Source organism: Rhodococcoides fascians A44A (assembly GCF_000760735.1).
In the GTDB taxonomy this organism is placed as follows: domain Bacteria; phylum Actinomycetota; class Actinomycetes; order Mycobacteriales; family Mycobacteriaceae; genus Rhodococcoides; species Rhodococcoides fascians_E.
The window spans coordinates 1,134,966-1,147,118 of record NZ_JMEX01000008.1 but is presented as its reverse complement, the minus strand read 5'-3'; the positions used below and the strand labels follow the sequence as shown (position 1 = coordinate 1,147,118).

Genomic DNA, 12,153 nt, shown 5'->3' with positions numbered 1-12,153 from the left:
CAGAACACACCGCATTGTCGCTCACAACGACGGAGCGGTGCGGATTCGTACGACGACCTGTTCGTTGTCCGCGGTGTAGCCGAGGTAGTCGAATTCCGTGCCGGTGCGGCCGACGAACTCTGTCCACGCGCGGTACTCGTGATTGCGCCAACCGGGGAAGTTGAAGTACTCGTCGAAGACGATGACGGTTCCCACGGCCAAGCGGTCGGCGACGAGGTCGAGGACGGTCACGGTCGACGAGTACAGGTCCGCGTCGAGATGAAGGAACGCGAGCTTGTCCGTGTGGCTCTTCAGGAACTCGGGTAGCGATTCCTCGAACATGCCGGGAACGATCTCCGCGCCGGGCACCGTCGGCTCGGTTTCCTGCTCGAACAGTCCCTTCGGGAAGCCCGTTCGCCACGTCTCGGGGAGACCGGAGAAGACGTCGAATCCGGCGACGATGGAAATGTCGCTTCGCTTCGCCATCTCCTCGGCGATGATCTCCAGCGTCGTACCGCTGGCGACACCGAACTCGAGCGCCATCCCCGGTACCGATACCTCGCCGAGCGCGAACCTCAGCGTCGCGTGGGGGCGCAGGAACGTGGGTGCCTTCGGCATGACCTCTTCGGCGAACTCGGCGCTCTGAGCGGCGGCCTCGACGTCGGACGCATACGGGATATCGCGTCGCATGCGCATTTCGAGTCCACGGATGAAGGCGTGCAGGTCGTCGATCTCGCGGCGCTGACGTTCGAGGATGTCCAGCAGCTTGGTCTGCTGATCGCTCGTCTGCTCGGCCAGCTGAGCTGTCTGCTTGTCCAGAACCTCGCCGATCGCGCGCTGCAACTTCTCTCGCGCCGAATGCCGAATCCGATCCGTCAGCTTCCGAGATTCCGTCATGCGCACACGGTAGCGGACGCAGGCGCCCACGGCCGTTGTCAGTGGAAATGGAGGCCCTGGGGCAGGAGCGGAGCCTGCGGAGCGACCAGATCACACCGCATTTCCACTCACCTGGGTCACCTCCGGAAATGCTCCCGACGCCCGAGTCGACGGAGACGAAGCCATTCCAGCAGGCCCTTGGGATTGTGAGTGGTCACAAGGAAGAACCAACCGAAACGAATCCACTCCTGCGGCAGCAGTTTCCGCATACCGGGCTGTGACATGAGGTACCCGCGGTTGCGATAGGTGAAGTAGCGCTTGGTGGCGTCGTCCGGGTACTGCGTGTGCATCCGCCCGCCGAGGATCGGTTTGAACTCCTCGGCGCCGTTGGGGTGGACGTAGGCGGTCGTCAGACAGGTACCGAACTTCAGGCCCGATCGCTGCAGTCTGCGATGAACTTCCACCTCGTCACCGCGGACGAAGAGTCGCAGATCGGGCACCCCGACTGCGTCGATCGTCGAGGCTTTGAACAGTGCACCGTTGAACAGTGACGCGATTCCCTCGAGCAGATCGTCGTGGGGGTTACGAGGGTCGATCAGTTCGGACCTCAGTCGCCGCCATTCCACTCCGCGCCGCAGCGGGAACGCGAGACGATCGGGGTCGTCGATGTCGCAGACGACGGGGGAGACCTCGTCGAGGCCGTGCTTCAGTGCGCACTCGTGCAGCGTTTTCAGTACGTCCGGACCCTCGGGCCGCCCGTCGTCGTCGGCAAGGAACACCCAATCCGCGCCGAGCGACAGGGCGTAGAGAATGCCGAGCGCGAATCCGCCCGCACCGCCCAGATTGTGATGCGACCCAAGATAAGTAGTCGGAATCGACGCAGACTCGACGAGCTCGCGGACCTCGTTCTCGTGCGCGTTGTCGACGACGACGAGATGGTCCAGCGGGCGGGTCTGGCGCGTGATGACATCGAGTGACTTCGCGAGGAGCTCGCGACGCTTGTGCGTCACGATAACTCCGATGATCGTCTCAGCCACTGGTTTCATCTCTAGGTCGTTCCGCAGGCTCCACTCCCGCTTCATCTCTAGGTCGTTCCGCAGGCTCCACTCCCGATCCGTCTCGAGGTCGTTCCGCAGGCTCCACTCCCGCTTCGTCTCGAGCGAGCTCTTCCAAGATCGTCGCCACGTGGTCGCCCGCGTCGTTGCCTTCGTACGCACGCACGACTTCTTCGATGCCACCGTCCTGACGGATCTGGCCGTGGTCGATCCACATCGCGCGGTCGCAGAGCTGGGCGAGGAACTCGTTGGAGTGGCTTGCGAAGACGAGGATGCCGGATCGTTGCACCAGTTCCTGGAGCCGGATGCGTGCTTTCTTCATGAATTCTGCGTCGACGGCGCCGATGCCCTCGTCGAGCAGCAGGATTTCAGGATCGATGCTGGTGACGACGCCCAACGCTACGCGGACGCGCATGCCGGTCGAGTAGGTCCGCAGCGGCATGTCGAGGTAGTCGCCGAGTTCGGTGAAGTCGGCGATCTCGTCCATCTTCGCGAGCATCTGCTTGCGCGTCTGGCCGAGGAACAGGCCTCGGATGATGATGTTCTCGTAGCCGGAGATCTCCGGGTCCATACCGACACCCAGGTCGAAGACGGGGGCGACGCGGCCGCGCACCGAGGCGGTGCCGCGGGTGGGCTCGTAGATGCCGGAGAGCAGGCGCAGGAGCGTCGACTTGCCTGCTCCGTTGTGTCCGACGAGGCCGACGCGGTCGCCTTCCTTCAGGTTCATCGTGATGTTCTTGAGGGCTTCGACGACGACGACGTCGGAGCTGTTCCGGTCGATGGCACCGCCGGCTTTGCCGAGGAACGCCTTCTTCAGGGAGCGAGTTTTGGCGTCGAAGATGGGGAAGTCGACACAGGCGTCGTGCGTGTTGATGCTGACTGACATTGCAGACCCCTAAACCCAGTAGGGCACTCGGGCCCGGAATTTCTTGAGAGCGAAAATGGTCAGGAGCCAGCCGACGATGGTGCAGGCGATCACGATGTACCAGTGGTAGGCCTCCTGGGGCTCACCGATCATCGGGGCTCGGAGGATGTCCAGGTAGTGAAAGAGCGGGTTGATCTCGACGAGGCGGGCGCGCTCGGCGGCCTGTCCGCCCTGGTTGAGTAGCCCCTGCGTCGTCCACACGATCGGTGTCATGAAGAACAGCAGCGTGACCATGGACCCGAGAATCGGCGCAATGTCGCGGTAGCGCGTTGCGACGATGCCGAACAGCATCGCCACCCAGACGGCATTGATGGCGATGAGCGCGAAGGCCGGGATCGCCGCGAGGTCGGTCCAGTGGAACGTCGGTCGGAAGATCGCGATGATGATCACATAGACGATCAGGTTGTGCGCGAACAGCAGAATCTGACGCCACACCAGCCGATACACGTGCACCGACAGCGCCGACGGCAACTGCTTGATCAGGCCTTCGTTGGCGACGAAGACATCGCCGCCCTCGAGGATCGCCGCACTGATGAAGTTCCAGATGATCAAACCGACGGCCACGTGCGGCAGGAACGTCTTCAGATCCATGTCGAGCAGCACCGAGTACAGCAGGCCCATGGCGGTGGCCTGGACTGCAGTGGCGATGGTGATCCAGAACGGGCCGATGACCGAGCGTCGGTATCGCTGCTTGATGTCCTGCCAGCCGAGGTGGAGCCACAGCTCACGCTGATTGAACCCGGTCTTCAGATCGCGGAATGCGCGCTTGTACGTCTGCGAATCCGAAACAGGGACGCTCACACGCTCTCCTGTCTCGTTCTCGGGTTCCTTCGCTGGAGCTGACACGACGGTCGACCTTACCCGCTCCCGACGGTCGTTCCGCAGGCTCCACTCCTGCCCAGCCCCGGGTCATTCCGCAGGCTCCACTCCCGCCGCCTCCCTGGGTCATTCCGCAGGCTCCACTCCTGCCCAGCGCTACAGGTACTGGCCCGTTCCGCCGCCGGTGTGGCCTGGGCCACTGGGGTTGATGGCGACGCCGGGAGGCAGGGCGCCTTGGCGCATTTGTTCGAGTTGGGCGCGTGCTGCCATCTGCTGGGCGAACAGGGCGGTTTGAATTCCGTGGAACACCCCTTCCAGCCAGCCGACCAGCTGGGCCTGCGCGATGCGCAGTTCGGCGTCCGACGGGATGGCGTCCTCGCCGAAGGGAAGGGCCAGGCGTTCCAGTTCCTCGCGGAGTTCGGGGGCCAGGCCCTGTTCGAGTTCGCGGATCGAGGACTGGTGGATGCCTTTGAGTCGTGCGCGGCTGGCGTCGTCGAGAGGAGCTGCCCGCACCTCTTCGAGGAGCTGTTTGATCATCGTGCCGATGCGCATGACCTTCGCCGGTTGCTCGACCATGTCCGACAAGGGCGTTTCGCCGTTCTCCACGTTGTCGGTGCCTGCGGCGCGGGCCGCGGCGGCGGTTGCCTCTTCCCGGCTGAGTGCGAGAGGCTGTCCGTCTGGACCGATCACGACGACGTGGTCGCCGGCTTCTGGATTCGAGTGCGAGTCCGAGTGCGTCATGTTCGCCATCCTTCCGGTTTCGGTGGGATTGCGCGATGAGCGGGGCCGATTATTGTTGTTTCGGGTCGTTGAGGAGGGAAGACAAGCGTGCAAGACAGCCAGGCGGTCGATCCGAAAAAGGGATGTGGAACACACGCTCACGAAATCGGCGCTTAGAGTGTCCGGCATGGGGTACGACGTCGCACGAGTCAGGGGATCCATTCCCTCGTTGGGCGACGGCTGGATCCACCTCGATCCGCAGAACGGTATGCAGATCCCCGACCGTGTGTCGACCGCCGTGTCCACAGCGTTTCGCGGAAGTGCGCCAACTCACACTTCGGGTCACCTGTCGTCTCGTCGCAGCGCTGGTTTGCTCGACGCCGCGCGGCAGGCGATAGCGGATCTGGTCGGCGGCGATCCCGCAGGTGTCGTTCTCGGCCCTGATCGCGCGACGATGCTCGCGTGGCTCGCCGAGTCCATGTCGTCGCGTCTCGGGCTGGGAACGGGTCTTGTGCTGTCGCGCCTCGACGAGGAAGCGAACGTGGCGCCCTGGCTGCGCATCGCCAACCGCTACGGTGCTCAGGTCCGGTGGGCCGAGGTCGAGATCGACACGTGCGAACTCCCCAGCTGGCAATTCGAAGAACTCATCACCACGACCACTCGCCTGGTGGCAATGACCGCGGCCTCGCCCATCGTCGGGTCGGCCCCGAACGTGCGTGTCGCGGCCGATCGTGTTCATGCCGTCGGCGGCCTGATCGTCGTGGACGCCGCGGGCGCGGCCCCGTACGCGCACGTCGATATCGAGGAACTGGGTGCCGACGTCGTCGCCGTCCAGGCGTCGGCGTGGGGTGGTCCGCAGGTGGGCGCGCTCGTCTTCCGTGATCCGGGTCTGCTGGATCGAATTCCGTCGATGTCGCTCAATCCGTTCGCGAAGGGCGTCGAGCGGCTCGAGGTGTCGGGCCATCAGTACGCGTTGCTCGCCGGTGTCGTCTCATCGGTGGACTATCTGGCCAATCTCGACGACTCCGCGACGGGTACCCGTCGCGAGCGTTTGCAGCTGTCCATCGGGTCGTTGCAGGACTACCACGACCGGCTGTTCGATTATCTGTTGCGATCGTTGGAGAAGCTGGACCACGTCATGGTGCTCGGCGACGCTCCCAGCCGTATCCCGACGTTGAGTTTCACCGTCGCGGACACGTCCGCCGAGAAGGTCGCCGAGCACCTCGCGCAGAACCGCATCGGCACCGTCAGTGGAATCCATAGCGGCAGTAGGCTTCTGGATGCCCTGGGGGTCAACGACGAGGGTGGTGCGGTGACGATCGGGCTCGCGCCGTACACGACGCGGTACGAGATCGATCAGCTTTCCAAAGCGTTGTCCAAGCTCCGTATGTGAGCGGAAATGTGTCCTCGGGTCGCTCCGCTGGCTCCGCTCCAGTGGCCCACGGCCGACATTTCCACTCACGAGACGCGGAGGACGACCTTTCCGATCGCGTCGGCGTCGAGCAGTCGATGGCCTTCTGCCGCATCGGTTATCGGTAGTTCGGCGTGAATGATCGGGGCGACGGCGCCTTCCTCGACCAGCGGCCACAACCGTGCAGTCATGTCAGCGACGATGTCCGCCTTGCTCGACGCTCCGGTTTCCGGTCGACCACGCAGACCTGCGGCGTGAACGGTGCCGCGCTTGGCCAGAAGTGCACCGAAGTCGAGCTCACCCTTCAGGCCGCCCTGCATCCCGATGGTGATGAGCTTCCCGTCCTTGGCAAGAGCATTTACATTGCGCCCCAGGTACTTCGCGCCCATGTTGTCGAGAATCAGGTCGGCTCCGTCGGGTAGTTTCTCGACGAAGTCCTCGTTCTTGTAGTCGATGAGGATGTCCGCGCCGAGGGATGCGCAGAAGTCGAGCTTCTCGCGCGATCCGGCCGTCACGGCGACGGTGGCGCCGAATGCTTTGGCGACCTGGATAGCGTGCGTTCCGATGCCGCTTCCGCCGCCGTGGAGGAGAACCACATGACCGGAGCGGAGGCCGCCGAACATCACCAGATTGGACCAGACCGTCGACGCCACTTCCGGAAGTGCCGCTGCCGCATGGAGATCGAGCTTTCCTGGGATGGGAAACAGCTGAGTCGACGGGACGGCGACCTGCTCGGCGTACCCGCCGCCGGCGAGGAGGGCGCAGACTTTGTCTCCGACCTTCCAGTCGTGCACTCCTTCACCGAGTTCGGAGATGATCCCCGAGCATTCGAGTCCCAACGTTTCGCTCGCCCCGGGCGGTGGCGGGTAGAAGCCCTGGCGTTGCATCAGGTCGGCGCGGTTGACCGCGGTGGCTGCGACGTCGACGATGACCTGCCCGCGCTCGGGCCGTGGGTCCGCCACTTCGGTCCACTGCATCACGTCGGGGGCCCCGAACTCTTTCAGCGTTATCGCATGCATGCCTGTCTCCTTACCCGATATCCCAGAGATTGATGCCGAAGTCCCGAGCGTGCTCGTCGATCCGGCTCAGTTCGTCCGCCGAGAAGTCGAGGTTCTCCAGTGCACCCACGTTGTTCTCGAGCTGCTCGACGCTCGATGCTCCGATGAGTACCGACGTCACGCGAGGGTCTCGCAGCGCCCAGCTCAGCGCGAGCTGCGCGAGTGTCTGGCCACGTGAGGACGCGATGTCGTTCAGGCTGCGCAGGTGGGCGAGGTGGTCGTCGGTGAACCAGTCGGGGTTCAGCGACTTGCCCTGTGTTGCGCGTGAGCCATCGGGGATTCCGTCGAGATACTTGTCGGTCAGCATGCCCTGCGCGAGGGGCGAGAACGCGATGGTGCCTGCGCCGATCGACGCGAGGGCGTCGAGCAGCCCGTCCTCGATCCACCTGTTGACCATGGAGTACGACGGCTGGTGGATCAGTAGGGGCACCCCGGCGGCGGACAGGAGTTCGGCCATCTTCGTCGTGTTCTCGGGTGTGTAGGAGCTGATCCCGACGTACAGCGCTTTGCCCTGATGCACTGCGCTGATCAACGCCCCTGCCGTCTCTTCGAGGGGTGTCTCGTGGTCGGGGCGGTGGCTGTAGAAGATGTCGACGTAGTCCAGGCCCATTCGGTGCAGCGATTGGTCCAGCGACGACAGGAGGTACTTCCGCGATCCGCCGAAGCCGTACGGCCCCGGCCACATGTCCCACCCGGCCTTGCTGGAGATGACCAGTTCGTCGCGGTAGCCGGCGAAGTCCTCGCGCAGAATGCGTCCGAAGTTCTTCTCGGCGCTGCCGTACGGAGGTCCGTAGTTGTTGGCGAGGTCGAAGTGGGTGATCCCCAGGTCGAATGCTCTACGGAGAACCGCGCGCTGGGTCTGCAGCGGCGCGTCGTCGCCGAAGTTGTGCCACAGGCCGAGCGAGATCGCCGGGAGTTTCAGGCCGCTGGTGCCGGTTCGCCGATACTGCATCGAGTCGTAGCGATCTGCAGCCGCGACGTACGGGGGATCGATATGAGGTTCGGACATGCACCGAGCCTATTCCGACCGCCCGAAACGGACATCGAGCGGGAGCGTGGCCCACGGAATGACCTGAAGGGACAGCTGATCTACTCATCGGTAGCTCTGATGCCTAATATGGTCGGGTGACGGCCGAACGATCCTTTGGTCCAGGGGGGGACCCGCAGTGGTTAGATGCTGCGGAAATGAGAGCGTGGCGCGCCTATATCGACGGCGGCCAACGATTGCAGGGGGTACTCAACAAGGATTTGCAGGACGCGCACAACCTGACGATGGCGGAATATCGCATCCTCGTCATGCTGTCGGAATCATCCGATGGGTCGCTACGAATGAGCGACCTCGCCGACGGTGTCCTGTCGTCGAGGTCTCGCCTGACGCATCAGATCAGGCGCATGGAGTCAGACGGCATGGTCGAACGCAGCACGTGCGTCGACGACGGGCGGGGTGTCCTTGCCGTCATCACCGCCATGGGTCGCCGCCGGTTGGAGGAAGCTGCACCTACTCATGTCACCAGCGTCAGGAAGCATCTCGTCGATCTGTTGACCGCCCGTGAACTCGCGGTTCTCGGCGACATCTTCGAAAAGGTCGACGCAGCGATGGGCAGCCCGACGAGCCGGGGGTGATTGACCCCGGGCCAGCAGAACCGTTTAGGATCGTCTGCGTCGAGAAGACAATGGAAGCGTGGCAGAGCGGCCCAATGCACTCGCCTTGAAAGCGAGAGACGTCCAAAAGCGTCCGGGGGTTCAAATCCCTCCGCTTCCGCAGCATGTCAGGGGCGGTTTCGCCTAACCGCCCCCGGCATCGACGCATTTAGCCGTACGCCGGTACGACACATATGTGACACGTCCTCAGTCGGTTCGTGCCATAGCGTTGCGACAAGGCGTGGATATAGTGGCGCTTGGGGACATCCGATACGAGGTGAGGGTAGGTAGCCTGGACCTTGCTTCGTACTTACGTTGGTACGACGGTCCTTGCGATCGGACGGCGTGTGTCACGAGTTCCAATGCTGAGTGCTTGCAGTAAGTCGCCGTTCACCGATCCCGACCGAGCGGATCCTGTCGGATGCTTTGGAAGTACATGTCGTCGACCTCGAGAGTCTGCGCCGGTTCAGCCTGTGTGCGGGCGGCGTAGCTATCGACGAACGAGGCTATTGCCTGGGCATCGGGGTCGCTGAGAAGATCCCGCATCGCCTTGTCCAACTGTGGCTGCTTGTCGAGTAGCGCGGCTCGGTACGCAGCCAGGATTAGGTCGGCATCTGGGTGATGCAGTGCGACGAGTCGGTTCTCGGCGTCGACCTCGACGGCGATATCACCGACCCTGCCGACACCACGAATCTCGCGCGCAACCGATTGTGCGCGTTGCACTTTCGCGCCCAACTCGTCGAATTCACTGCTCGACATCGTCATCTGGACTCCCTCGACGAGCAGACGATCACGGGGTCGGCGTGACCGGAGCCTGCGCCCCTGACATCTTCGCCTGTGGCAGGCGACATCCCGTGCTCGCCGAAATTACGGCACCTCGGCTGCCGATGAAGATGGCCGTTCGTTCCGGGCTGTAGAAGCGGACCTCGTGGTTGTCCGGATCGTCGTGGAATGTCTGAACCTTGGTCGCGCCCGCAGCCGTGGCGACACGTGTGGCGAACTCGAACACCTGCGGCCATACCGCATCCGGGATCGGCCCCTCCGACACATAATTCTTCAGTTGGACATCGTCACCGTCGGTCCCATCGAACGGCCGGCCGCAGCCGCCGACACTTCGCTCGCGTATCCAGGTCCACCTCATGCCGGGCACCAGGGTGTCCACGAATGCTCCGATCTGCACGACGGCACTCTCGAGCTGCGCTTCGGTGTCCTCGAGCGACGGCAACGTCTTTAGGATCGCGGCTGAGTCCGTCGTCACGGCCGGGTCGGATTTTTCGTACGGGTTGTCGAGCACGTCTGATCCACATCCTGTCAACGTAACGACTGAGGCGACGGTCAATGCCGTCATCCACCGTCGTGATCGGGTACCGGTCGTTCGTCTCTTGCGCATCATCGGGTCAGGCCGACCAGCCCGTCGAGAATGTCGATACCTCCGGTTTTCATTGCCGAGTCACCGGTCACGAGCTGGCCCGGCACATCGGCCAGACCGGCGATGACAACGGCGGTGTTGTAACCGGAGGTACGCAATTCGCCGTTGTCGCTCGACCTCGGGTACTCGCTGTGCCCTGTCGCTCCTTGGCGCGCCACTCCGTCGGCGGTGGTCGTCGCATCGGTGTCGAGGTGGGTGAATTCGGACATGTAACCAGGACTCCATCCGAAGCGGTTCATGTGCGCGACGGGATCGTCGTGCGCGGTCATCTCGTACGCGTGCCCGGGTGCGATGTTGAGCTTGTCGAGGCTGCTGTCGACGAAGTCATGGCCGGTACCAAGGCCGGGGGACCCGTAGACCATCACATCGTCGACGATTCCCTCGGGAGTCTCTTGGAGCGCGAGCCCGGTGGTGAACGACCCGTACGAATGCCCGACAGCCGTCAGATGTGGGTCGCCGTCGTGGTTCGACGCGTCGATGCCCTCGTAGAACTGCGACAGGTCGGGCGCGGCTGCCTGCGCGTTCCATGGTTGCGCCACCTGGATTGCCCCCGCAATGCTCTCCTCGGAGAAGTAGTTGTCTTTGTCGAGTTGCGGTGCGTCGTACCCGATCCAGGCGATGGTCGACACCGTTTCGCCCGCATGGCCCGGTATGTTGTCGAGTTGCTTCTCTGCGGTCGTCTTCATCTGTTGGCCTTCGTCGGTCATGGCACCGATGGCACCGCCGACGGTGGTATTCAAACCCGGCGTGGTGACGGACACGTGCTCTGCGGTGTCCGGGTTTCCGACCGCCACCGCCGCGTGGGTCTGCGCACCCGACCGAGTATCGAGGAGCATCAGCATCCGGTTGGGGTCTTTCTCGACGGTGTCCCGGACGGCCTGTAGGTCCTCGAGCCGATTCGACACGGTCGGATCGCAGGCCTCGGCGCGAGTCAGCTCGTCGTCGAGTTCGATTCGGTTGTAGTGATCACGATCGACGACGGGGAGGCCGTCGCGGTTGCCGATGTAGTTGTCGTGAGCGAACAGCGCATCCTTGTCGGCCGGTGACAACGTGGACCACAACTCGTGCAACTGCGCCGGGTCCGACGGCAGCGAGGTCTTGCCGCTGACGATGTCCGATACGACCGGGCTGATGGCTGCAGCCCCGGGCGATCCGGTCGCGTCGAGACGCTCTTGCGCTACTCGAATTTCTTGCGCCGCTTGCATTTCGGCTTCTCGGAACTGAACGAGAAGTGCCTTGATGCGTACCTCGACGGCGTCGGCCTGCGCGTCCAGTGTGCTCTGCAGGAGCATCGAGACAACTACAGCGCTACCGAGTGGAACAGTCGGGGCCGTCACGGTGCCGTCGTCGAACACCGTCATACCGGCACCGGGTGCCTCGAGGTCCACGATGGCCAACAGGGACATGCGGATGCCGTCGAGTATTCCTCCGTGGGAGGCGTGCGCTTCGGCGATGGCGATGACGGCCGTGTCGATGTGCGAGGCGGCGAGGCTCTCCGACAGACTGCGCGCCGACGCGGCTGCTGCCGCCTCCCCCTGCCATGTGTTCATCGCTGCGTCGACCGCACGATCCATCCGGAGGATCTGATCGGTGAACGTACTGTTCGACGCCAGTAGGGACGTGGCGTAGTCGAGCATCGAGCTCGGTTGGCAAAGGCGGACGTGCGAGATCGTGGTCACTGAGGGACACCGTTGCCGTAGCGTTGCAGCTGGGAGTCGAAGGCCTGGTCGATGTCCTCGTAGCTCGTTGCGTTCCACTCGCACGCTGCCGACATCTCGGCGACGTTGCCGGCGATGCGTGTGTAGGCGTCGGCCGTGGTCCTGGTGCACTGCTCCGAGGCCGGGGCGATCGGCGAACCCGGCATCGTGACCGTCGCCGTGACGCTGATTGCGTTCATCGCACTCGCCGTATCGGCGAGTGTTCTACCGAGCGCTCGAAGCCCTTCGAGATCGACTGCCAGCGTTTCGCCCACTTCTCGCCCCCCAGCGAATCCATCGGCGCGATCGAACCAGCGCCATATCGCCAGCAGGCTAACACGCCGACGCCAGCTAGAACTCACAGCGATTCGGCCGATGGGTTGTCGGTCTTGAAGATTTTCGATCTTTATGTGGTTCGGGAATTCGGGTGAAGCGGGTGCGCGACGAGTTGCAACGCGGCGATCGAGACGCGGACCGACATCCCGCATCTGTTGTGGTCGATCCACACTGAGCTGTACCGCCACCCCTTCAGCGAGAATTTGT

The 12,153-nt window shown here is 63.6% G+C and carries 13 protein-coding genes and 1 tRNA gene; 3 read left to right on the top strand and 11 right to left on the bottom strand.

All coding sequences use genetic code 11. The annotated features are described in order from the left end of the window. Positions 1-21: 21 nt before the first annotated feature. The 5 genes from BH95_RS17785 to BH95_RS17765 all read right to left on the bottom strand — a co-directional run bounded on the left by BH95_RS17785 (position 22) and on the right by BH95_RS17765 (position 4,395). Complete coding sequence (locus tag BH95_RS17785) at positions 22-876, bottom strand: TylF/MycF/NovP-related O-methyltransferase (RefSeq protein ID WP_037143711.1); 855 nt, start codon at positions 874-876, stop codon at positions 22-24. A 116-nt stretch (positions 877-992) separates the two neighbouring features. After that, positions 993-1,901, bottom strand: a complete 909-nt coding sequence (gene glfT1 / locus BH95_RS17780; RefSeq protein WP_037160449.1) for a galactofuranosyltransferase GlfT1 — start codon at positions 1,899-1,901, stop codon at positions 993-995. After that, positions 1,885-2,796: a galactan export ABC transporter ATP-binding subunit Wzt/RfbE gene (gene wzt / locus BH95_RS17775; protein ID WP_037183346.1), complete on the bottom strand. Its 912-nt coding sequence runs from the start codon at positions 2,794-2,796 to the stop codon at positions 1,885-1,887. Before wzt ends, glfT1 begins: the two co-directional genes overlap by 17 nt. A 9-nt stretch (positions 2,797-2,805) precedes the next feature. Next, the gene (gene wzm / locus BH95_RS17770; protein WP_019667519.1) at positions 2,806-3,681 is read right to left on the bottom strand and encodes a galactan export ABC transporter permease subunit Wzm/RfbD; all 876 of its coding nucleotides are present in this window, start codon (positions 3,679-3,681) and stop codon (positions 2,806-2,808) included. A 129-nt stretch (positions 3,682-3,810) separates the two neighbouring features. Further along, complete coding sequence (locus BH95_RS17765; RefSeq protein WP_026348206.1) at positions 3,811-4,395, bottom strand: bacterial proteasome activator family protein; 585 nt, start codon at positions 4,393-4,395, stop codon at positions 3,811-3,813. Between the two features lie 166 nt (positions 4,396-4,561). Between BH95_RS17765 and BH95_RS17760 the strand changes: the two genes are divergently transcribed. Then, positions 4,562-5,767, top strand: coding sequence for a cysteine desulfurase-like protein (locus BH95_RS17760; protein WP_019667521.1), 1,206 nt, complete (start codon positions 4,562-4,564; stop codon positions 5,765-5,767). Positions 5,768-5,832: 65 nt separating this feature from the next. On the opposite strand, the gene BH95_RS17755 is transcribed toward BH95_RS17760, so the two are convergent. Together BH95_RS17755 and mgrA are read right to left on the bottom strand one after the other, a co-directional pair. Continuing rightward, positions 5,833-6,804 carry an NAD(P)H-quinone oxidoreductase gene (locus BH95_RS17755; protein WP_020111823.1) on the bottom strand — a complete coding sequence of 324 codons (972 nt, stop codon included), beginning with the start codon at positions 6,802-6,804 and terminating at the stop codon, positions 5,833-5,835. Positions 6,805-6,814: 10 nt separating this feature from the next. Next, a complete protein-coding gene (mgrA, locus tag BH95_RS17750; protein WP_037183345.1) occupies positions 6,815-7,852 on the bottom strand; it encodes an L-glyceraldehyde 3-phosphate reductase in 1,038 nt (345 codons plus the stop codon). Between the two features lie 116 nt (positions 7,853-7,968). On the opposite strand from mgrA, the gene BH95_RS17745 reads away from it, so the two are divergent. Next, complete coding sequence (locus BH95_RS17745) at positions 7,969-8,466, top strand: MarR family winged helix-turn-helix transcriptional regulator (protein WP_026348207.1); 498 nt, start codon at positions 7,969-7,971, stop codon at positions 8,464-8,466. A 52-nt stretch (positions 8,467-8,518) separates the two neighbouring features. Next, positions 8,519-8,605: transfer RNA gene (locus BH95_RS17740), tRNA-Ser, on the top strand. A 269-nt stretch (positions 8,606-8,874) separates the two neighbouring features. On the opposite strand, the gene BH95_RS17735 is transcribed toward BH95_RS17740, so the two are convergent. From BH95_RS17735 to BH95_RS17720, 4 genes are all read right to left on the bottom strand, one after another. Beyond that, a complete protein-coding gene (locus BH95_RS17735; RefSeq protein WP_037183342.1) occupies positions 8,875-9,249 on the bottom strand; it encodes a hypothetical protein in 375 nt (124 codons plus the stop codon). 25 nt (positions 9,250-9,274) lie between these two features. Beyond that, positions 9,275-9,778, bottom strand: coding sequence for an LppA family lipoprotein (locus tag BH95_RS17730; protein ID WP_244165026.1), 504 nt, complete (start codon positions 9,776-9,778; stop codon positions 9,275-9,277). Between the two features lie 95 nt (positions 9,779-9,873). Further along, complete coding sequence (locus BH95_RS17725) at positions 9,874-11,592, bottom strand: alpha/beta hydrolase (protein WP_037183337.1); 1,719 nt, start codon at positions 11,590-11,592, stop codon at positions 9,874-9,876. Beyond that, on the bottom strand, positions 11,589-11,885 hold the full coding sequence (locus tag BH95_RS17720) for a hypothetical protein (RefSeq protein ID WP_037183336.1): 297 nt from the start codon (positions 11,883-11,885) through the stop codon (positions 11,589-11,591). Before BH95_RS17720 ends, BH95_RS17725 begins: the two co-directional genes overlap by 4 nt. Between the last annotated feature and the right edge of the window lie 268 nt (positions 11,886-12,153).